The following is a 21,845-nucleotide window of genomic DNA, read 5'->3' on the forward strand; positions in this document are numbered from 1 at the left end:
TCGGGCAACCTCATTCAGTCACCGACCTTACACGCGGCCAAAATGGCCATATTCAACACATCGCTGGCAGTCGACCCCGTCGAACAGATCTGAATCGACTTATCGACACCTGAAAGGATCGGACCCACAACTGTCGCGCCGGCCATTTCCTGCATCAGCTTGACCGAGATAGACGCCGAATGCCGCGCCGGAACCACCAGGATATTGGCTGGCCCGGTCAGGCGTTGAAACGGGTAGGCTTCGGCAGCCTTTGCGTTCAATGCCACATCAACGGTCATTTCGCCTTCGAATTCGAAATCCACGCCGCGTTTTTCCAAAACGGCCGGGGCCAGATGCATTTTTTCAGCCCGTTCAGACACCGGATAACCGAAGGTCGAAAAGCTGACAAAGGCCACCCGTGGTTCCAATCCCAGATGGCGCGCCACATCGGCAGACCGTTCCGCGATGGTCGCCAGATCTTCTTCATTCGGCCATTCATGCACCAAAGTATCCGAAATCAGAACGATTTTGCCCTTGTTTAACAGCGCCGTCACCCCAACCGCACCGTGATGCGCATCGGCGTCGAAAACATGGTTGATCAGTTCCAGAACATGCGCCGATTTCCGCGTCGCCCCGGTAATCAAGCCATCGCCATGACCATGCGACAGCATCAGCGCGGAAAACACATGTCGATCACGGGCGGCCAACCGATGAATATCGTGCCGGTCATACCCTTTGCGTTGCAGCCGCTTATAAAGAAAATCTTTGTAAGTTTCGAGATGCCGGGTGTTGGCAGCATTCACCACTTCCAGTTCGCGTACCGCATCGGCCATACCGGCCGCTTCCAGCTTGGTTTTCACATCGGCTTCGCGGCCCACAACCAAAGCCTTGCCCAAACCGGACCGCTGATATTGTACCGCAGCCCGCAGCACGCGGGGGTCGTCGCCTTCGGCAAAGATCATCCGGGCCTGTGCCTTGCGGGCACGGGCATGAATGCCGCGCATCACGTTGGCGGTCGGGTCCATCCGTGATTTCAAAGACACCTCATAGGCATCCATATCGATGATCGGCCGCCGTGCCACGCCGGTATCCATGCCCGCCTTGGCCACTGCTGGCGGAATGGTATGGATCAGGCGCGGATCGAACGGGGTCGGAATGATGTAATCGCGGCCAAAAGTCAGCGCCTTGCCATAGGCCATAGCGACCTCGTCTGGTACGTCTTCGCGCGCCAGTTTCGCCAACGCTTCAGCACAAGCGATTTTCATTTCGTCATTGATCGCGCGAGCGTGGATATCCAATGCCCCGCGGAACAGGTAGGGGAATCCCAGAACGTTGTTCACTTGATTGGGATAATCCGATCGACCCGTCGCCACGATCGCATCGGCGCGGACGGCGTGGGCTTCTTCCGGGGTGATTTCGGGATCGGGATTCGCCATGGCGAAGATCACCGGGTTGTCCCCCATCGATTCCACCATTTCCGGCGTTACCGCCCCCTTTGCCGACACCCCAAGGAACACGTCTGCCCCTTTCATCGCATCTTCCAGCGTGCGCAGTTCGGTTTTCACCGCATGGGCAGATTTCCATTGGTTCATACCTTCGGTACGGCCCTGATAAATCACGCCCTTGGTATCGCAGACGATACAATTCTCGTGCCGTGCCCCCATCCGCTTCAGCAATTCGACACAGGCAATCCCGGCCGCACCAGCACCGTTTAGAACAACCTTCACGTCTTCGATCTTCTTGCCCGAGATATGCAGCGCATTGATCATGCCCGCCGCACAAATCACCGCTGTTCCGTGCTGATCATCATGGAAGACCGGAATATCCATTTCTTCCTTGAGCTTTTGTTCAATGATGAAACATTCAGGTGCCTTGATATCCTCAAGGTTGATGCCGCCGAACGTCGGCCCCATCAACCGGACCGCCTTGATGATTTCATCGGGATCTTCAGTATCAAGTTCAATATCGATGGAATTCACGTCGGCGAAACGCTTGAACAACACCGCCTTGCCTTCCATCACCGGTTTCGATCCCAACGCGCCCAGATTGCCCAGACCCAAAACGGCGGTGCCGTTCGAAATCACCGCCACCAGATTGCCCTTGTTGGTATAATCATAAGCCAATTCCGGGTTTTCCGCGATTGCTTCACAGGGCACCGCGACACCGGGCGAATAGGCCAGTGACAGATCCCGCTGAGTCGTCATCGGTACGGTCGCGGTGATTTCGAATTTCCCGGGCGTTGGTTCCAAATGGAAGGCCAGCGCCTCTTCCGGGGTGTATTTCTGCTTGGTCATCTGTCAGGGCCTGAAATTAATACGGTCGGAACCTCTTACAGCGCTGCGGCCCGCGTCTCAACCAAAACACGTTTTCGCCTTTCGTCGCAGGGCCGGGATTTGTAAAGTTCGTCGAAACAACACCGGGGGAAAATCGTGTCAGCAGTAACGCCCATGATGGCGCAGTATCTGGAAATCAAGGATGCGCATAAGGATGCGTTGCTGTTTTACCGGATGGGCGATTTCTATGAAATGTTCTTTGACGATGCTGTCGCAGCATCCGAAGCGTTGGACATCGCGCTGACCAAACGGGGCAAACATGCGGGTGAAGATATCCCGATGTGCGGCGTTCCGGTGCATTCCGCCGAAGGCTACTTGTTGACCCTGATCCGCAAAGGGTTTCGCGTCGGTGTCTGTGAACAGATGGAAGATCCGGCAGAAGCGAAAAAGCGCGGATCGAAATCCGTCGTGCGGCGCGAAGTGGTACGGTTGGTCACCCCCGGCACCCTGACCGAAGAATCCCTGCTGGAAGCACGCCGGCACAATTTCCTTTGCGCTTATGCCCTGGTCCGGGACGAAGCGGCCTTGGCGTGGGTTGATATTTCCACCGGTGAATTTCACGCGATGTTGGTACCTCCGGTTCGGCTGGGTCCGGAATTGGCGCGATTGATGCCGTCGGAAGTCGTCGTATCCGAGACACAAGAGCATGATCTGGCCGAAATTGTCTCTGAATCCGGGGCCGCCCTTACCCCGTTATCGCGTTCGGCGTTCGACAGCGCCAGCGCCGAAAAACGGCTTTGTGCATTGTTCGAAGTTTCCTCTCTCGATGCCTTTGGTCAGTTTTCCCGCGCCGAAGTTTCGGCAATGGGGGCCGTGGTCGAATATCTGGAAATCACCCAGAAGGGCAAACTGCCTTTGTTGCGCAAACCACAGCGTGAAGCGCAGGCACGGGTGATGCAGATCGATGCCGCCACCCGGCGCAATCTGGAACTGACCCGCGCGATGACCGGCACCCGCGCCGGATCTTTGTTGGCCGCCATCGACCACACCGTGACCGCTGCGGGAGCTCGGCTGCTGGAACGCCGACTTTCTAGCCCTTCGCGGATCTTGTCGGCGATCCATGAGCGGCTGGATGCCGTTGATTTTGCGGTGAAACAGGGTCGAATCTGCAGCTCGCTTCGTGACGATCTGCGCAAAGTCCCCGATCTGGATCGGGCTTTGTCCCGCTTGGGTCTGGATCGCGGCGGACCACGCGACCTGACCGCGATTAGAAACGGTTTGGAACAGGCCGGACAAATCTCTGACCGGTTGGCGGCGCTTGACCTGCCACCGCTGTTGACGCAATCGGCAAAGGCGCTTGTCGGACATGATGAATTGCTCGACCTTCTGGATCAGGCCTTGGTGGCCGAACCGCCACTGCTGGCCCGCGATGGCGGATTCATCGCGCCGGGATATGATGACGAACTCGACGAAATGCGTCAGTTGCGCGACGAAGGCCGCGGCGTAATCGCCAAAATGCAGGCCCAATACAGTCAGGAAACAGGAATTTCCGCGCTTAAAATCAAACACAATAACGTGCTGGGGTATTTCGTCGAAGTGACTGCCACCCATGCCGATAAAATGCTGTCGGAACCTCTGTCCGATACGTTCAAGCACCGGCAAACCACAGCCAATCAGGTTCGGTTTACCACGATTCCGTTATCAGAAATGGAAACCAAGATCCTGAATGCTGGCGGCCGCGCATTGGAAATTGAAAAACGGCTGTTTGAATCCCTGCGTCACGCCATCCTGAGCCGAGCCGATCAGATCGGGGCGGCATCCCACGCTTTGGCGGAAATTGATCTGTCGACGTCACTTGCCGATTTAGCCCGGGCCGAAGATTGGATTCGGCCCAATGTCGATGATAGTCGCCGATTGCATATCGAAGCAGGTCGCCATCCTGTGGTGGAACAGGCTCTGAAAAAGCAAGGCGGCGCACCCTTTATTGCCAATGATTGTGAACTGGCCGATGGAAGCGACGGCGCTGATATCTGGCTTCTGACAGGTCCGAACATGGCGGGTAAATCAACCTTCTTGCGTCAGAATGCGTTGATCGCGCTGCTGGCGCAGATGGGCAGTTATGTTCCGGCGAAAAAAGCTGAAATCGGGCTCGTCAGCCAATTGTTCAGCCGCGTCGGTGCGTCTGACGATCTGGCTCGGGGTCGGTCGACCTTCATGGTGGAAATGGTCGAAACCGCCGCGATCCTGAATCAGTCGGATGACCGGGCGCTGGTGATCCTTGATGAAATTGGTCGCGGTACCGCCACTTATGACGGGCTGTCGATTGCCTGGGCGACACTGGAACATCTTCATGACGTGAACAAATGCAGGGCGCTGTTTGCGACCCATTACCATGAAATGACCAATCTGGCGGGCAAATTGCCCGGCGTTGAGAACGCCACCGTCGCAGTGAAGGAATTCGAGGGAGATGTGATTTTCCTGCACGAAGTCCGAAAAGGCGCTGCCGACCGTTCCTATGGCGTGCAGGTTGCGAAACTGGCAGGTCTGCCCGATGCGGTGGTAGCCCGCGCCCGGGTGGTGTTGGATGCCTTGGAAAAAGGCGAACGCGAAGGTGGAAAAAAACAGGCCGTGATCGACGATCTGCCACTTTTCGCGGCTGCCCCTGCCCCCACCCCCGCACCCGAAATCGGGCCGAACCCGCTGGAACAGAGGCTAGAAAGCATCATTCCGGATGAACTCAGTCCGCGTGAAGCGCTCAATCTGATCTATGAATTGAAAGCGTTGAAATCAGGCTGATCACCAACTTCCGCTGGCACCGCCGCCGCTGGATGATCCACCGCTAAAGGAACCGCCTGACGAACTGCTGGATGAAGTTTTGCGCGGGATCGTCTTGACCACGTGCCATCGGTCGTCGCAATTGAGGCAATGATAATCGATCCTTTTTCGGCCCGTCGAAGATGTGGTTGCCGCCTCTAAGATTTCCGTTTCACCTTCGACGGTGCGATATCCGCAGGACCGGCAGGCACTATAAGGACTGAACCACGCCTTATAGGCTTCTACCGTCACATGATCGCATTTAGGACATTCCCAGACATCGTAATCGACGCTTTTCAACTCCTCCTCGGTGATCTGGCCCTTTTGCAGATGCTTGTCGTCCCATCCTTCATCCATCCGGACCATTCGCGTATCGTCATTCGGGCAAAACCTTGGCTTATTACGCTGCCAGCGCCGGTAAACCTGCAGCGGAAGCGCCAACAAAGGGGCCAGGATTGCAAAAATCCATCCGCCCAACCAATCAAGCAGACTTTTACCGCGATTTATCGCTTTTTGGGCTAGGTTAGCGTCGAATTCTCCGGGAAAACTTCCGGTCAGATCATAGATCACCGCGTCCACGCCGGATTCGATCCCGGTGACATAGTCGTCTCGTTTGAAACGTGGCAGGATCGCTTCGTCGATTATTTCTTGCATCGGGGCGTCTTTGGCGGTGCCATAGCCGGACCCAACCTCGATCCGCATTTTCCGATCAAAGCGAGACACCAACATCATCACGCCATCGTTTCGCTCCGCGTCGCCAACGGCCCAAAAATTGAACAGCCCGGTGGCAAAGGGTTCGATTTCACCGACATAGCCGTAATCGGACATCACCCCGATGGTGACCACGGTAAATTCAATACCGCGCTTTTCGCGCAATTCTTTCAATTTTTCGCGAAGGTGCGCTTCGTTTTCTTCCGGCAACAAGTCGGCAAAATCATTGACATAGATTTCAGAATAATCCGGATAGGTCTGTGCTTGCGCCGAAACCTTAGTCAATCCAATGAACAAAGCCAAAACAATGTGTTTCAAAGAAAAAGCTCCTGAAAATTCAGGAGCTTTCTAACATCATTTCCGGCGTCTGTTTAGCCGGGATTCGACGACACGCCCACCTGCGCTGGACGCAGCAGACGATCATACAACATGAACCCATCGGTCGAGACCTGAATGATTTCACCCGTCACGGTATTCGGGACCGGCGCTTCGAACATCGCTTCATGCATATTCGGATCGAATTTGTCACCGATTTCCGGCGAAATCAGTTCGATTCCATGCTTTTTGAACACGTTGAGCAATTCACGCAAGGTCAGTTCAATCCCTTCGATCATCGCACCCATCTGGTCGCGCTGTTCGTCGGTCACCGATTCCATCGCACGCTTCAGATTGTCGAAAACCGGCAGCATGTCACGCGCCAGTTTTGTTCCGCCATATTGTTCGGCTTCACGGCGCTGCTTGTCGGCGCGTTTGCGGGAATTTTCCGCATCGGCCAAGGCACGCATGAATTTATCCCGGTAATCGTCGCGTTCTGCTCGCAGCGTATCGACTTCTACCGCTTCATCCGAAATCTCAGTTTCTTCCTCTGCAAAAGCCTCGGCCTCGGCGGCCTCAATATCGTCGAGAAATTCGTTTTCCTTAGGCATGTGCCACCTTCCAACTTTAGCCGCGGTCAGAAATCATCCGCCCAACCAGCTGCGCCGTATAGTCCACAATCGGCACGATCCGCCCATAGTTTAGACGAGTGGGCCCAATGACCCCGACCGCACCGACAATCTTACGATCAGCGTTCATATATGGAGACACCACCAAAGAGGAACCCGAAAGTGAAAAAAGTTTGTTCTCTGAGCCAATAAAAATGCGGACACCTTCGCCCGTTTCGGTCAAATCAAGGAAATCAGCGATGTCTCGTTTCCGTTCCAAGTCGTCAAACAAGTTACGAATACGTTCCAGATCTTCATCGCCAGCTTCGCTTTGCAGCAGATTCGACCGCCCGCGCACGATCAATCGTTCATGTCTTTCGCCGTCTCCACCCCACAATGCCAACCCGCTTTCCACCAAGTCACGCGCCAGAACATCGATTTCCTGACGTCTGACATCAATCTGCTGCCGGATTGTATCGCTCAATTCGCTTAGTGTTTTGCCTTCAACCAACGCATTCACGAAATTGGCCGCTTCGCGCATCGAAGATGGGGTTTGACCCGCAGGAGGTGTAAAAAGACGGTTTTCGACATGGCCATCGGCAAAGACCAAAACCACCAATGCCCGATCCGCCCCAAGAGAAACGAATTCAACATGTTTGATCGGAGCTTCGTGTTTTGGTGCTAAAACTAGGGACGCGCCCTGAGTCACGCCTGAAAGCGCGGTACTGACGCGATTCAGGATACCCGACACATCGCCGGAATTGGACCCTACAGTCTGGTCCAGCATCTGACGGTCGTTTTGATCCAGATCCCGGACTTCCAACAACCCGTCTACAAACATGCGCAACCCGATCTGGGTCGGTACCCGGCCAGCAGATACGTGCGGGCTATCCAACAAGCCCATGAATTCCAGATCCTGCATCACATTGCGAATTGTGGCGGCACTGACCTTTTCGCTCATTTCACGGGTCAAGCTGCGCGATCCAACCGGGTCGCCACTGGACAGATAACTTTCGACGACGCGGCGAAACACTTCGCGCGACCGGTCGTTCATCTCAGTCAGAATATTTCCGCGATCTGTCATATCCGTCACCCCATCGGGGTCATTAAAGAGGTTGCACCGCAAAGGTCAATCGGACTTGCCTTTGCCGCGCCCGGCCCTGTATCCCCGCAGTAAATCAAGAAGGAATAAGTCATGCGGCCATCTGGAAGAGATTTAAGTGAAATGCGCGCGGTTTCAATCGAAACCGGCGTGACCAAACATGCTGAAGGGTCGTGCATGATCCGTATCGGCGACACCCATGTCCTGTGTACCGCCACAATCGAAGATCGGGTTCCGCCCTTTATTCGCGGCTCCGGTCTGGGTTGGGTCACAGCAGAATACGGCATGCTACCGCGCTCCACCACTTCGCGTATGCGTCGTGAAGCGTCAGCAGGAAAACAGGGTGGAAGAACTGTTGAAATTCAGCGTCTTATTGGTCGTTCTCTGCGCGCTGGCGTGGATCGTGTCGCGCTTGGCGAACGCCAGATTACCGTCGATTGTGATGTGATTCAAGCCGATGGCGGAACACGCTGTGCGTCAATCACCGGCGGTTGGGTTGCGCTTCGTCTGGCTGTGGACAAGCTGATGAAAACCGGCGACGTCATCTCTGATCCACTGGTCCAACCCGTTTCTGCGGTCAGTTGCGGCATTTACGCCGGTCAACCAGTTCTGGATCTGGATTATCCCGAAGACAGCGAAGCCGGCGTTGATGGTAATTTCATCATGCTGGGCAATAAGCAGCTGATCGAAGTTCAAATGTCGGCCGAAGGCGCGACCTATTCCCGCGATCAGATGAATCAACTACTGGATCTGGCTGAAAAAGGTGTGGAAGAACTCGTCGCCGCACAACGGGCAGCCGTCGATGCGTAAATTCGACGGCGACCAGCTGGTTCTGGCCAGCCATAACAAGGGCAAGCTGCGTGAAATCGCAGCTTTGCTAGCCCCGTTCGGTATCCGTGTTTCTTCGGCCGCCGATCACGGGCTGATCGAGCCCGAGGAAACCGAAGACAGTTTTGCCGGAAACGCTAGGATCAAGGCGCATTTCGCAGCTCGGGAAACCGGCCTGCCGGCCCTGTCCGATGACACAGGTATCACCGTCAACGCACTTGACGGCGCGCCCGGGGTTTACACTGCCGATTGGGCAGAAACGCCGAACGGCCGCGATTTTCCGATGGCGATGGAAAAGACCTGGAATCTGCTGGAAGAAAAAAACGCTCCCTACCCGCGCAAAGCGGCATTCAATTGCACCCTGTGCCTAGCCTGGCCTGACGGCCATGACGAAGTCTTCGAAGGCACGGTCGAAGGTCAGGTCACATGGCCGATGCGCGGCGATACCGGCTTTGGGTATGACCCCATGTTCATTCCCGACGGGTACGACATCACCTTTGGCGAAATGGACCCGGCAAAAAAACAGGACATAAGCCATCGCGCTGATGCGTTTAGGAAGCTTGTGAAAAACTGTTTTGAATGAAGATTGGCAACAAGGGGGCTTCGGGCTCTATCTGCATTGGCCGTTTTGTCAGGCCAAATGCCCCTATTGCGATTTCAACAGCCATGTGGCGCAAAATATTGATCAATCCCGCTGGCTGAAAGCATATCTTTCCGAACTTGACCGCTATGCCGAAGAAATCCCCAACCGGGTTCTGAATTCGGTTTTCTTTGGCGGTGGCACGCCCAGCCTGATGGATCCCGATCTGGTTGCCAGGATTTTGGAACGAATCCGACAGATTTGGCCACAAGCAAATGATTTGGAAGTCACCTTAGAAGCCAATCCTGGATCCGTTGAATCCGGCCGGTTTCAGGCCTACGCTCAAGCTGGTGTCAACCGGGTGTCGATGGGTATTCAGGCCCTAAACAACCATGATTTGCGCCGATTAGGCCGTATTCACACCGTAGAAGAAGCCCGCACCGCTTTCGATGTTGCCCGAACCCATTTCGACCGGGTCAGTTTCGATTTGATCTATGCCAGGCAGGATCAAACGCTGAACAATTGGCGCAAAGAACTCGCTGAAGCCCTTTCCATGGCCGCTGACCACCTGTCTCTATATCAATTGACCATCGAACAAGGCACCGCTTTTGGCGATCGTTACAATCGCGGGTTGCTGCGTGGATTGCCCGAAGATGATATCGCCGCAGATATGTATGAGCTTACTCAGGATCTGTGCGGAACTGCGGGTTTATTGGCCTATGAAGTCTCCAATCATGCCAAACCCGGCTCTGAATCACGTCACAACCTGATTTATTGGCGCTATGGTGATTATATTGGAATTGGTCCCGGTGCCCACGGTCGGATCACTTTAAACGGCCAACGCTATGCCACCGAAACCGAACTGGCCCCCGGCAAATGGCTGCACGCAGTCGAATCTGGCATCCGCGCAGAATCACGCGCACCCTTGGCCGGATTGGATCAGGCCGGTGAATACCTGATGATGGGGCTTCGCATTGCAGATGGAATCAATGCCGACCGATACACCGCTTTGGCAGGTCAGCCCTTGAATGCAGAAAAGCTGCGCTATTTGATCGATATCGATATGATCGAAATCACGGGACAAAATGTCAGCGTGACAGATGCGGGCAGAATGGTACTGAATGCGGTTATCAAAGAACTGTTGGTAGACAACTGATGCGGGTTATCTGGGCCATTTTGGGATTAATCAGTGTCGGATTAGGTCTGATCGGTGTGATATTGCCGCTTATCCCGACGGTTCCATTCATGCTTTTGGCCGCGTTCTTCTTTGCCCGATCCAGCGAACGGTTGCACGCTTGGTTGGTTGAACATCCTACCTTTGGTCCCTCGATCGTGGATTGGCAGGAACGTGGCGCAATCAGTGCCAAAGCCAAACGAATTGCCACCCTGTCTATTGTCGCTGTTTTCCTGCTCGCTTTGATCATGGGGTTGCGCCCCATGATCCTGATCGTTCAAGCGATCACCCTCTGCCTCGTTATGATATTCATTTGGTCCCGGCCTAATTCGTGACAGATAACTTGCGGCACAACTCGTCAAGTTGATCAAAATCTTTATAAGAAATCAATAACTTACCACTTTCCTTACCGGATTCGTGGTCAATCGACACCTTCATGCTCAGGGCCGCGGACAGATCGTCCTCTAACGCACGGGTATCTGCATCCTTTTCGATCGGCTTCGGAGCTTTTTCCGTCTTACCGGTCTCATTGAAGATATTATTGACCGGCTTCTTGGCCAATTTTTCCGTTTCGCGCACCGACAGGCCGGAATGGATCACCTTTTTCGCCAAAGTCAGTGGATCATCTGACGTGATAAGCGCCCGTGCATGACCCGCAGTCAGCTTGCCTTCACGAAGAAATTCCTGAACCTCTTCCGGCAACTGAAGCAACCGCACCAAGTTCGCAATATAGCTCCGGCTTTTACCCAAGACCTCAGACAGCTTTTCCTGAGTATGGCCAAATTTTTCCATCAACTGTTTATAGCCGACGGCTTCTTCCACAGCGTTCAGATCGGCACGCTGAATGTTTTCGATAATCGCGACTTCCAAAACTTCGGTATCGTCAAAATCGCGCACGATAACAGGAACTGTGTGTTGCATCGCCATTTGTGCCGCACGCCAACGGCGTTCACCTGCGACAATTTCAAATGACCCCGGTTCGTCGCTCCTTTCCCGCACGATCAACGGTTGAATAATGCCTTTTTCTTTGATCGATGCAGCCAATTCTTCCAGCTGATCCTGGGTAAAACTACGGCGTGGCTGATCCGGGTTCGGCTTTACCTTTTCGATCGGCACCATCATATCGGCACGATGAATGCTCTCACCTGCTTCGGTAGGTGTGGGATTCCGGTTCACATCGGCCATCAGGGCCGACAGGCCGCGGCCCAGACCGCGGGATTTGGGTCGATCGCTCATATCGCCTCCCTTTTCTTATTGCGCCGCAATGCGGACGTTCTTGGATAACAATTCTTTAGCCAGTTGCAGATAGGCCACCGCGCCTTTGGATGTCGGATCATATTCCAGCACCGGAACCGCATACGATGGCGCTTCACTCACCCGGACATTGCGGGGAATGACCGTACTGAACACCAGATCCCCCAGATTATCGCGCGCATCCGCCTCGACCTGCTGTGATAAGTTGTTGCGGGCGTCATACATGGTCAACACAACACCTTCTATTCGAAGATCAGGATTTGCACTTTGTCTTACTTCCCGAATCGTCAACATGAGCTGCGACAACCCTTCCAGCGCAAAAAATTCTGATTGCAATGGAACCAGCACAGAATGCGCCGCGACCATCGCATTGACCGTCAATAGGTTAAGAGATGGCGGGCAATCGATCAGGATGAAATCAAATTCATAGCTATCCATCGCATACTGGCGCAGCGCGTCATACAAAAGGAAGGACCGCTTTTCGTTCGACATCAATTCCATATCGGCCGAACTAAGGTCGACCGTTGCCGGTATGATGCTAAGCCGGTCAGTATTCGTCTGCTGAATCACGTTGCCCAGTTCAATATCTTCCAGCAACAATTCATAGGTGGTGAATTCCCGGTCCTCGGTTTCAATTCCCAACCCTGTTGACGCATTCCCCTGCGGGTCCAGATCAACCACCAATACTTTCTGACCAGAAGCCGCCAATGCCGCACCAAGGTTGATCGTGGTGGTCGTTTTACCCACCCCCCCCTTTTGATTGGCGACAGCGATGATTTTCGGCCCCGGAAGGCGGGTGGGATCAGACATGTTCGATATCCTCGATTCTCAGAATGACTGCACCAGCATCGGTTTCACTTTTAAAACGCTGGCACGAGAATCGCCATGTTTGACACGCGTCTTTCAGTTCTTTTTCCCAATTGACGCCTTTTGGAAACAGCGCAACACCATTTTTGGCTAAATGATGATCCGCAAAATTCAAAAGCGTCGTCAAGTCGGCCAAGGCCCGAGCAGAAACCACATCAGCCTGCAAAGACGATATATTTTCAATTCGTTCATTTATGGTCAAAGCGTTGATCCCGGTTTCCCGTATCACTGTACGCAAAAACGCCACTTTTCTGGTGTCGCTTTCAACCAAGGTAACCTGCATCTCTGATCCATGCTCTGCGGCGAGGATGGCAATTACTATTCCTGGAAACCCGCCACCACTACCCAGATCGACCCAGTTTCTTGCCCCTTTCGGCGCATATTGAAACATCTGTGCTGAATCGATGATGTGCCGGTTCCACAGGTTTTCCAGTGTGGACCGTGCGACCAAATTGATGCTGGAATTCCATTTTTCCAACAACCCGGCATAGCGTTCAATGCGATCCATTGTTTCACGTGAAACATCGATGCCGATTTGTCTCACGCGGATTTTTCCTTTTTTGTCCTTCGCAGCTTAGCCAGCAGCAGGGTCAGCGCCGCCGGTGTCATACCATCTATTCTTGCTGCCTGTGCCAGATTTTCTGGACGCGACCGACCGAGTTTCAGCTTTAGTTCATTCGACAGACCTTCGATCAAGTCATAGGAGAAATCAGTCGGAATAACCTGCTTTTCATCCCGCTTTACTGCGTCGACATCCCGCTGTTGTCGTTCGATATAATTGGAATAAAGGGCATCCTTTTCCAATTGGCTACGCGTTTCCAAATCGACATCGACCAAATCAGATTCCAGATCAATCAGTTGGTCAAAATCGACATCCGGAAATGACAGTATCTGAAACAGGCTCCGCCGTGCGCCGTCTTGGTTGACGGAAAAACCACTTTCCTGCAATTGCCGCGGCGTAAAACTTGCCTGTAGCAATCGAGATTTCCCTGCCTCCAGCCGTTCCATTTTTTGTTCGAAAGAAACTTTACGTTCTTCACTGACACAGCCGATCTCAACCCCCTTCCCGGTCAATCGCTGATCGGCGTTATCGGCCCGCAACGACAAACGGAATTCTGCCCGAGAGGTAAACATGCGGTAAGGTTCGCTAACCCCGCGTGTGATCAAATCGTCAATCATCACACCAATATAGCTATCGGATCGGCTGAACAGTACAGGATCACGCCCCAACGCTTCGGCGGCCGCATTTAGACCTGCTGTCAAACCCTGCGCGGCGGCTTCTTCATATCCTGTTGTGCCGTTAATTTGTCCGGCCAGAAACAGGCCAGGTACCGTCTTTACCGCTAACCGCGAATCCAGCGCCCTTGGATCAATGTAGTCGTATTCAATGGCATATCCTGGTTGCAGGATCACCGTATCTTCAAGACCCACAATAGAATGAACATAATCTCTTTGCACATCTTCAGGTAACGAAGTGGAAATCCCGTTTGGATAAACCGTGTGATCGTCGACGCCCTCCGGTTCCAAGAACACCTGATGCGAGCTCTTGTCAGAAAATCGCACGATCTTATCCTCGATCGACGGACAATAGCGCGGACCTACCCCTTCAATATGTCCGCCATACATCGCAGATCGTTGCAGGTTTTCACGGATGATATCGTGCGTTCGTTCATTGGTATGCGTGATACCACAAGATATTTGCCGCGCCACAGGTCCTTTTGAAAGAAAGGAAAACATCACCGGGTCATCATCACCCGGCTGCATATCTAAGAGATCCCATTTGATCGTCCGGCCGTCCAAACGCGGTGGTGTACCAGTTTTTAACCGGCCCAAAGGCAAGTCAAAGGAATCAATTCTCTCGGCCAGTTTGACCGACGGCTTATCCCCCATCCGGCCTCCCGGGCGGCGCTCGTCGCCGATATGGATTACCCCCCGCAGGAAAGTCCCAGTGGTCAAGACAACTTGCTTTGTTGTCAATTTAGACCCATCAGCCAGAACCACACCCGAGACACGTTCGCCATCCATAATGAAATCGGTGGCTTCACCCTCGATGATCTGTAAATTGCGTTGCGCTTTGATCTCGGCCAACATCGCCTGACGATAAAGCTTCCTATCAGATTGACAACGCGGCCCCTGCACAGCCGGCCCTTTGCGTCTGTTAAGCAGCCGGAATTGAATACCCGACACATCCGCAACCCGTCCCATGACGCCATCCAATGCGTCGACTTCGCGTACCAAATGGCCTTTACCCAAGCCACCAATCGCAGGATTGCAGGACATCACACCGATCCCATCCTTGCGTAACGTAATCAGAACAGTGCGCGCACCCATTCGAGCCGCCGCATGAGCAGCATCAGAACCAGCATGTCCGCCGCCGATAACGATTACATCGAAGTCGAATTGTTTCACGTGAAACACTCCTCACTTCCCAAGGCAAAAGCTGGAAAAAATTTCATCCAGCAGGTTTTCAACATCTACCCGACCAATCAAAGCATCCAAAGCCCGGATCGCAGTGCGCATTTCTTCGGCAGCGATATCAGACATTTCTCCGCCCATCGCGACCAAATTCATCGCTTCCTGCAAAGCCTCAACTGCTTTCTGCATGGAAAGCCGATGGCGTTCACGGGTTGCAATACCGATACTTGAGGTCCGGTGTGACAAGCATTCGGTGATCTGATTTATCAGATTCGCAACCCCTTCACCACTGGTCCCGGACACAGCGCCGGATTTATCCTGCAACAAATCAGCTTTGGCTTTCAGAATTATATCGTCGGGCAACGGGGCGAAATCCGGGGCCTGATCCCCTTCGATCAGAAATACCCGCAAATCAGCCAGGGCAGCACGTTCCCGCGCTCGCGCGATGCCAATCTCTTCGACTTTATCCTGAGTGTCGCGCAGCCCTGCCGTATCCAGAAGGGTCACCGGTAATCCGCCCAAATCCATTCGAACTTCTATCACGTCGCGCGTTGTACCGGCATATTCGGACGTAATCGCAGCATCCCGCCCCGCAAGCGCATTCAGCAACGTCGACTTTCCGACATTTGGGGCCCCAACGATGGCAACCTCGAATCCCGTACGAACACGTTCGGCAGCGGATACGCCAGCAATTTCCGCATTCACGGATATCATGACCCGGTCCAATAATTCATTTACTTCCGGCGACACGTCGACCGGAATATCTTCATCGGCAAAATCAATCGTCGCTTCCAACAACGAAGCGGCGCGGATTAGATCACGGCGCCATTCTTCGGCCCGATTACCCAAATCACCAGACAAAACGCGCAGTGCCTGACGCCGCTGTGCTTCGGTTTCCGCCTCGATCAGATCGGCAAGCCCTTCAACCTGGGCCAGATCCAGACGACCGTTTTCCAAAGCACGCCGGGTGAATTCCCCCGGTTCGGCGTGGCGCAACCCATCAAACTGGCCCAGTTCCCGCAATACCGCCGCAACAACAGCCGTTGATCCGTGCAGTTGGAATTCAACAACCGTTTCGCCGGTGAAGCTGGATTTATCTGGAAAGCACAGGATCAGAGCCTCGTCCAGCCGCACCCCCTGCCCGTCCCTGAGCAGTCGTAGTCCAGCCTTGCGTGGTTCCGGTAAGGTACCGGCCAGATGTTCCCCTGCAGAGAAAGCCAACGGGCCGGACACGCGGATCACCGCGACCCCGGCCTTACCATGAGCCGTGGCAAGGGCGAAAATCGTGTCCATTTGTTGAATCCTGTAGCGGCGTTAGCCGTTCATTGAATCAAAGAAATCTTCGTTGCTCTTGGTCTGTTTCAGCTTCGAAATCAGGAATTCGATCGCATCTGTGGTTCCCATCGGATTCAGGATACGACGCAGAACAAAGGTTTTCTGCAGGTTCCTGGAATCGACCAGCAATTCTTCTTTCCGGGTACCGGATTTCAGAATGTCCATCGCCGGGAAAACGCGTTTATCCGCGACTTTCCGATCCAGAACAATTTCGCTGTTCCCCGTGCCTTTGAATTCCTCAAAGATTACTTCGTCCATCCGGCTTCCTGTATCGACCAGAGCGGTGGCGATAATGGTCAGCGACCCGCCTTCTTCGATATTCCGTGCGGCACCAAAGAACCGCTTTGGCCGTTGCAACGCGTTCGCATCCACACCACCGGTCAGAACCTTACCAGAAGACGGCACAACAGTGTTGAAAGCCCTACCAAGTCTTGTGATAGAATCGAGAAGAATAACAACATCTCGTTTATGTTCCACCAAACGCTTGGCTTTTTCGATCACCATTTCCGACACTGCAACGTGCCTCGTTGCCGGTTCGTCGAAGGTCGAAGAAATGACTTCGCCCTTAACCGACCGCTGCATATCGGTAACTTCTTCGGGCCGTTCATCGATCAGAAGCACGATCAGATAACATTCCGGGTGATTGGTTTCGATCGAATGGGCAATGTTCTGCAACAAAACCGTCTTACCGGTCCGGGGTGGGGCCACGATCAACGAACGCTGACCTTTGCCGATCGGCGCTACTAGGTCAATGATACGGGCTGAACGATCCTTGATAGTGGGATCTTCGATTTCCATTTTCAGCCGCTCATCGGGGTAAAGCGGGGTCAGGTTATCAAAGGCAATCTTGTGCCGCGCCTTTTCGGGTTCTTCGAAATTGATCGCTTCGACCGAGGTCAGAGCGAAATATCGTTCGTTTTCCTCGGGGGCTTTGATTACGCCTTCGACGGTATCTCCGGTCCGCAGGGAATATTTGCGGATCATATCGGGGGATACATAGATATCGTCCGGCCCGGCCAGATAATTTGCTTCGGGTGACCGAAGGAAGCCAAAACCATCCTGAAGGACTTCCAGCACGCCGTCACCGCCGATTTCCCACCCTTCATCTGCCATTTCCCTAAGGATTTGGAACATCATGTCGCCCTTACGCATAGTCGATGCGTTTTCGATCTCGAGCTCCTCTGCCATGGACAGTAGGTCTTTGGGGCTTTTCGCCTTGAGATCGGATAGGTTCAGGCGTTCTTGGGTCATGGAAAAATCCCGCATCAACCCGCGAAGGGGTTGCTGTATCTTACAGTGATGGAAAACAGATCCCCCGGACGGGGGCTTGTACGAGGATATAAGGCGCTGCTTATTCTGAGTCAATTCCGATCATGGCACAGAACATGCAACCTGCGAGGTCAGTAATCTTAATAAATAAAAGAAAGATTTAAGGTTTGATGACGTATTAGGCTAGCTGATTTCTGTGGATTACACAGTTATCCAAAGGTTTTTGAACCGTTAACTGGCCTTGTAGAAAACTCTATGGACATCTTCGATATTATTTCTGAATATTTTTTAAAATAATACATGATGTCATATATTTAGATGATATCTAAGCGGGCTTTGAAACAGGGGATAATTTCTGGATTTCTGTGGTACAGTTCAGCTTAAGCACATCTTTGGACTTATCCTTACCCAGAACGGAAAACAGCGGGACAGGCTGGGGTCGAACCGGTGAGTTTGTCACGGCTTGCAAAATTTGGCCGAAGCATCCAGAACTCATCACCAAGACATTCCCTTCTTTCCCCACGGGTTTATCCACATGGCTGATGATCTGATCCTCGCTTCCGGGTCCGAGATACGACAGAATCTGCTCAGGAACGCGAACGTTCCGTTCCGAATCGAAAAACCCCGAATCGACGAAGAGATGGTTAAAGCATCGCTTCTGGCCGAAGATGCCAAGCCGCGTGACATCGCCGATACGTTGGCGGAAATGAAGGCGCTCAAGATCAGCGAAAAATTTCCGGACGCTTTGGTCATTGGCTGTGATCAAGTTCTGGATTTCAACGGTCTGAGTCTTTCTAAACCGTCTTCGAAACAAGACGCGTGCACTCAGTTGCAACAGTTGCGTGGCGAACGTCATATGCTGCTATCCGCTGCCGTAATTTGCCAGGCGGGCAAACCGATTTGGCGTCATATCGGTCAAGTCAGATTGCGGATGCGTGATTTTTCGGATGACTTCCTGGATGGGTATCTGGATCGCAATTGGCCGGAAATCGGATATTGCGTGGGTGGTTATAAGTTGGAAGAGGAAGGCGTAAGGTTGTTTTCCCGTGTCGACGGCGATTACTTTACGGTCTTAGGGCTGCCCCTACTGGAACTCCTATCCTATCTGACCTTACGAGGAGAGCTGCAACAATGACTGCCGAGCAAATCCCCCTGGCCGGCGTGATCGGTTCGCCGATCGCCCATTCCAAATCACCGCTGTTGCATGGTCATTGGCTGAAAACCCTTGGGATCAAAGGGCATTACATTCCGATGGATGTGGCGCCAGAAAATCTTGAATCTGTTCTACGCGCCTTACCTTTGGCCGGGTTTGTCGGCACCAACATAACCGTACCGCACAAGGTCGCAGCGATGGATATCGCCGATCTGGTGACCGACCGCGCAACGCTGATCGGGGCAGCGAACACGCTTATTTTCCGCAAAGACGGTAAAATCCATGCTGACAACACGGATGGCTATGGTTTCATCGAAAATCTGCGTCAGAACGCGCCGAATTGGGATCCCAAGGCCGGTCCTGCGGCGGTATTGGGTGCAGGTGGGGCGGCAAGGGCCGTTGTGGCCTCGCTTTTAGATGCTGGCGTGCCACAAATCCTGCTGACAAACCGTACCCGGTTGCGGGCCGAAAACCTGCAACGCGATTTCGGTGCCAAGATCAAGGTGGTTGATTGGATCCAAGCCGGTAACATCATCGAAGAAGCGGCGACGGTGGTGAATACCACAGCCCTCGGCATGATGGGTAAACCAGAATTGCGGGTGCCGCTGGACGGGTTGCAAAAAGGCGCGTTGGTGACTGATCTGGTCTATAACCCTTTGCAAACGCGGTTGCTGCGCGAAGCTTCGGACATGGGCTGTGTCACGGTGGACGGATTGGGCATGTTGATTCATCAGGCGATCCCCGGTTTTGAACGCTGGTTCGGGTCCCGCCCCGTGGTCGATGCTGAAATTCGCGCGGTTTTGCTGCGATGATCTTCAAACTCGGCCTGACCGGATCCATCGGCATGGGCAAATCAACCACTGCCCGGATGTTTGCCGAAGCCGGGTGCGCCGTCTGGGATGCTGATGCCGCTGTGCATCGGTTGTATTCCAAGGGCGGCAAGGCAGTTGCGGCGTTTCAACGGGTCTTCCCCGAAGCGGTCATCGATGGCGCGGTGTCGCGCGACGTGTTGAAAGAGATCATTGGCCGCGATCCCGGTGCTTTGAAGCAGATTGAAACAATCGTGCATCCGCTTGTCGGTGAAGACAGGGCCGAATTCATCGCCTCTGCGCAATCCGACATTTTGGTCTTTGACATCCCGATCCTGTTCGAAACCGGTGGCAATGCCGCGATGGATGCGGTCGCAACAGTCTCTGTTTCTCCTGAAGAACAGCAAAAACGCGTGATGGAACGCGGCACTATGACTGCGGAACAATTTGAAACCATCCTCGCCAAACAGATGCCAGATGCGGATAAACGCGCCCGCGCCGACTATGTGATCGTGACCGATACGCTTGATCATGCGCGCGAACAGGTTCACGCGGTGATCCGTGATATTCAGGAGAAGCTGAAAGATGCGTGAAATCGTTCTGGATACGGAAACAACCGGCTTTGATCCTGGGCAGGGCGACCGGATCGTCGAAATCGGGTGTCTTGAACTTTATAATCACATGCCAACAGGCGAAACTTACCACGTCTATATCAATCCAGAACGGTTCATGCCGGACGAAGCGTTTGGCGTGCATGGTATTGGCGCCGACCTGCTGCAACCTCCACAGGAACCGAAACCGGGGCAGGTCACACTGCGCGACAAACCGCTGTTTAAGGATGTCGGACGGGGATTTTTGGATTTTATCGGCGATGCCAAGCTGATTATCCATAACGCCGCTTTTGACGTCAAATTTCTGAATGCCGAATTGAAATGGATGGGATTGTCGCAAATTGCCTGGGAACGCGCGGTCGATACCCTGGCAATAGCGCGCAAAAAATTTCCCGGCTCGCCCGCGTCGCTTGATGCACTGTGCCGACGCTTCGGGATCGACAACGCATCGCGGACGTTGCACGGGGCTTTGCTCGACTCCGAAATTCTGGCTGAGGTCTATCTGGAACTGATCGGCGGCCGTCAGCCCGATTTCGGACTGAATGCGGCGTCTTCCACTGCTTCCAGCAGGGGCCAGCAAGACGATTGGCGGCCCTTCCCGCGCCCCGCGCCCTTGCCGCCTCGGATCACGGAAAAAGAAACCGCCGCCCATGCTGCCTTTGTCGAGGCGATGGGCGACGGTGCGCTTTGGAAAAAAGTGTCAGAGTGACTTAGTTCGTCGCAGCGGGTTGACCTTCTTCGGCCTTACGACGGGCAATCTCGTTGCGATACAGCTGCATGAAGTCAATGTTTTCCAAGTTCAACGGCGGGAAACCACCATCGCGGGTCACATCGCTGACAATACGGCGCAGGAAGGGGAACAGCATGCGCGGGCATTCGATCAGCAAGAACGGATGCATCTGGTCTTCGGGAACGCCTTCGATGTTGAAAACACCGGCATAATCGATTTCCAGCAGGAACAGTTTGGTATCGGCATCCTTGGCCGACGAATCAACCGTCAGCTTAATGGCGACTTCATACTGATTTTCTTGCGTCCGCTTCTTGGCGTCCAGATTGACCATCACTTTGACATCCGGTTGCACTTCGCCCGACGCACCTTTCTGCGCCAGAATATTTTCGAACGACATGTCACGAATGAACTGATTGAGCACGTTCATACGGAAGGTGGGGGCTTGCGGATCGCTGCCGTTTTCAGCCATTTCTTGCTCCTAAAAAATATACTTGTAGCAGTGCTTAGCAGGAAGGGAACCGCGCCTCAATGCTTGGTCCAGCCCGAAGGCTGATGGGTTGGCCGTTTTGCCGGATCGACTTCGAAAAATTCGCCGTCGATCACATCTTCTTGAGGCGGGAAATCCGGTTGTCCACCCATGGAGAAGCTTTGCACTTTGACCCGCCTACGCAGATAGCGAAAGACTCCCGAACGGATCGCCGGAACCAGCAATGCAAATCCCAAAGCATCAGTAAAAAACCCCGGCGTCAGCAGAAGAACACCGGAAATTAGCACCATTGCGCCATGTGCCAAAGGCTCTGTCGGGTCATCAAGCTGTGAAAACGACCGTTGCAGATTTCCGATCGCCATACGCCCCTGAACCCGCATCAGATAGGTACCCAAGACCGCCGTCAGAACCACGATTCCCAAGGTTGGCCATGTCCCGATTGCACCGCCAACCTGAATAAACAGCGCGATTTCGATGATCGGAACGGCAATGAAAGCGAATAGAAGCCACATTTTGGCAGTCTCCTGTAGT

The 21,845-nt window shown here is 53.6% G+C and carries 21 protein-coding genes; 9 read left to right on the forward strand and 12 right to left on the reverse strand.

Annotated elements, in window-relative coordinates:
- Window positions 1-14: 14 nt before the first annotated feature.
- Complete coding sequence (locus TG4357_RS07990; RefSeq protein WP_058262320.1) at window positions 15-2,273, reverse strand: NADP-dependent malic enzyme; 2,259 nt, start codon at window positions 2,271-2,273, stop codon at window positions 15-17.
- A gap of 153 nt (window positions 2,274-2,426) precedes the next feature.
- On the opposite strand from TG4357_RS07990, the gene mutS reads away from it, so the two are divergent.
- Window positions 2,427-5,048 (forward strand): DNA mismatch repair protein MutS, encoded by a 2,622-nt coding sequence (gene mutS, locus TG4357_RS07995; protein ID WP_058262321.1) that lies wholly within the window; start codon window positions 2,427-2,429, stop codon window positions 5,046-5,048.
- Here the strand turns inward: mutS and TG4357_RS08000 are convergent, their stop codons facing one another.
- From TG4357_RS08000 to hrcA, 3 genes are read right to left on the reverse strand one after another with little or no spacing between them, the layout of a single operon-like run.
- A complete protein-coding gene (locus tag TG4357_RS08000; RefSeq protein ID WP_058262322.1) occupies window positions 5,049-6,095 on the reverse strand; it encodes a TPM domain-containing protein in 1,047 nt (348 codons plus the stop codon).
- Between the two features lie 53 nt (window positions 6,096-6,148).
- The gene (locus tag TG4357_RS08005; RefSeq protein ID WP_058262323.1) at window positions 6,149-6,703 is read right to left on the reverse strand and encodes a nucleotide exchange factor GrpE; all 555 of its coding nucleotides are present in this window, start codon (window positions 6,701-6,703) and stop codon (window positions 6,149-6,151) included.
- Window positions 6,704-6,719: 16 nt separating this feature from the next.
- Entirely contained in the window at window positions 6,720-7,784 is a 1,065-nt protein-coding gene (gene hrcA, locus TG4357_RS08010) for a heat-inducible transcriptional repressor HrcA (protein ID WP_058262324.1), read from the reverse strand.
- Between the two features lie 111 nt (window positions 7,785-7,895).
- Here hrcA and rph point away from each other — a divergent pair, with 111 nt between their 5' ends.
- The 4 genes from rph to TG4357_RS08030 are packed head-to-tail and all read left to right on the forward strand — an operon-like array spanning window position 7,896 to window position 10,719.
- Window positions 7,896-8,612, forward strand: a complete 717-nt coding sequence (gene rph / locus TG4357_RS08015) for a ribonuclease PH (protein ID WP_058262325.1) — start codon at window positions 7,896-7,898, stop codon at window positions 8,610-8,612.
- Window positions 8,605-9,213 carry an RdgB/HAM1 family non-canonical purine NTP pyrophosphatase gene (rdgB, locus tag TG4357_RS08020; protein ID WP_058262326.1) on the forward strand — a complete coding sequence of 203 codons (609 nt, stop codon included), beginning with the start codon at window positions 8,605-8,607 and terminating at the stop codon, window positions 9,211-9,213. Before rph ends, rdgB begins: the two co-directional genes overlap by 8 nt.
- A complete protein-coding gene (gene hemW / locus TG4357_RS08025; RefSeq protein WP_058262327.1) occupies window positions 9,206-10,366 on the forward strand; it encodes a radical SAM family heme chaperone HemW in 1,161 nt (386 codons plus the stop codon). The genes rdgB and hemW overlap by 8 nt, the downstream gene beginning before the upstream one ends.
- Entirely contained in the window at window positions 10,366-10,719 is a 354-nt protein-coding gene (locus tag TG4357_RS08030) for a YbaN family protein (RefSeq protein WP_058262328.1), read from the forward strand. Before hemW ends, TG4357_RS08030 begins: the two co-directional genes overlap by 1 nt.
- Here TG4357_RS08030 and TG4357_RS08035 read toward each other — a convergent pair.
- From TG4357_RS08035 to rho, 6 genes are read right to left on the reverse strand one after another with little or no spacing between them, the layout of a single operon-like run.
- Window positions 10,709-11,620, reverse strand: a complete 912-nt coding sequence (locus TG4357_RS08035; RefSeq protein ID WP_058262329.1) for a ParB/RepB/Spo0J family partition protein — start codon at window positions 11,618-11,620, stop codon at window positions 10,709-10,711. The two genes, TG4357_RS08030 and TG4357_RS08035, sit on opposite strands and share 11 nt — an antisense overlap.
- A gap of 15 nt (window positions 11,621-11,635) precedes the next feature.
- Window positions 11,636-12,448 carry a ParA family protein gene (locus TG4357_RS08040; RefSeq protein ID WP_058262330.1) on the reverse strand — a complete coding sequence of 271 codons (813 nt, stop codon included), beginning with the start codon at window positions 12,446-12,448 and terminating at the stop codon, window positions 11,636-11,638.
- Complete coding sequence (gene rsmG, locus TG4357_RS08045; RefSeq protein ID WP_306345482.1) at window positions 12,441-13,049, reverse strand: 16S rRNA (guanine(527)-N(7))-methyltransferase RsmG; 609 nt, start codon at window positions 13,047-13,049, stop codon at window positions 12,441-12,443. Before rsmG ends, TG4357_RS08040 begins: the two co-directional genes overlap by 8 nt.
- Window positions 13,046-14,923 carry a tRNA uridine-5-carboxymethylaminomethyl(34) synthesis enzyme MnmG gene (gene mnmG / locus TG4357_RS08050; RefSeq protein ID WP_058262331.1) on the reverse strand — a complete coding sequence of 626 codons (1,878 nt, stop codon included), beginning with the start codon at window positions 14,921-14,923 and terminating at the stop codon, window positions 13,046-13,048. The genes rsmG and mnmG overlap by 4 nt, the downstream gene beginning before the upstream one ends.
- A 3-nt stretch (window positions 14,924-14,926) precedes the next feature.
- Window positions 14,927-16,213, reverse strand: a complete 1,287-nt coding sequence (gene mnmE, locus TG4357_RS08055; protein WP_058262332.1) for a tRNA uridine-5-carboxymethylaminomethyl(34) synthesis GTPase MnmE — start codon at window positions 16,211-16,213, stop codon at window positions 14,927-14,929.
- 21 nt (window positions 16,214-16,234) lie between these two features.
- Window positions 16,235-17,506: a transcription termination factor Rho gene (gene rho / locus TG4357_RS08060; RefSeq protein ID WP_058262432.1), complete on the reverse strand. Its 1,272-nt coding sequence runs from the start codon at window positions 17,504-17,506 to the stop codon at window positions 16,235-16,237.
- Window positions 17,507-18,059: 553 nt separating this feature from the next.
- On the opposite strand from rho, the gene TG4357_RS08065 reads away from it, so the two are divergent.
- Genes TG4357_RS08065 through dnaQ form a run of 4 tightly spaced genes read left to right on the forward strand, consistent with a single transcriptional unit; the run spans window position 18,060 to window position 20,806 of the window.
- A complete protein-coding gene (locus TG4357_RS08065; RefSeq protein ID WP_058262333.1) occupies window positions 18,060-18,659 on the forward strand; it encodes a Maf family protein in 600 nt (199 codons plus the stop codon).
- On the forward strand, window positions 18,656-19,489 hold the full coding sequence (locus TG4357_RS08070) for a shikimate dehydrogenase (protein ID WP_058262334.1): 834 nt from the start codon (window positions 18,656-18,658) through the stop codon (window positions 19,487-19,489). Before TG4357_RS08065 ends, TG4357_RS08070 begins: the two co-directional genes overlap by 4 nt.
- Window positions 19,486-20,079 carry a dephospho-CoA kinase gene (coaE, locus tag TG4357_RS08075; protein WP_175473918.1) on the forward strand — a complete coding sequence of 198 codons (594 nt, stop codon included), beginning with the start codon at window positions 19,486-19,488 and terminating at the stop codon, window positions 20,077-20,079. Before TG4357_RS08070 ends, coaE begins: the two co-directional genes overlap by 4 nt.
- The gene (gene dnaQ, locus TG4357_RS08080; protein WP_058262335.1) at window positions 20,072-20,806 is read left to right on the forward strand and encodes a DNA polymerase III subunit epsilon; all 735 of its coding nucleotides are present in this window, start codon (window positions 20,072-20,074) and stop codon (window positions 20,804-20,806) included. Before coaE ends, dnaQ begins: the two co-directional genes overlap by 8 nt.
- A 1-nt stretch (window position 20,807) precedes the next feature.
- On the opposite strand, the gene secB is transcribed toward dnaQ, so the two are convergent.
- Window positions 20,808-21,296 carry a protein-export chaperone SecB gene (gene secB / locus TG4357_RS08085; protein WP_058262336.1) on the reverse strand — a complete coding sequence of 163 codons (489 nt, stop codon included), beginning with the start codon at window positions 21,294-21,296 and terminating at the stop codon, window positions 20,808-20,810.
- A 56-nt stretch (window positions 21,297-21,352) separates the two neighbouring features.
- Window positions 21,353-21,826, reverse strand: a complete 474-nt coding sequence (locus TG4357_RS08090) for an FxsA family protein (protein WP_058262337.1) — start codon at window positions 21,824-21,826, stop codon at window positions 21,353-21,355.
- Window positions 21,827-21,845: the final 19 nt, after the last annotated feature.

Origin of the sequence: Thalassovita gelatinovora (assembly GCF_001458355.1) — a bacterium.
Taxonomy (GTDB): domain Bacteria; phylum Pseudomonadota; class Alphaproteobacteria; order Rhodobacterales; family Rhodobacteraceae; genus Thalassobius; species Thalassobius gelatinovorus.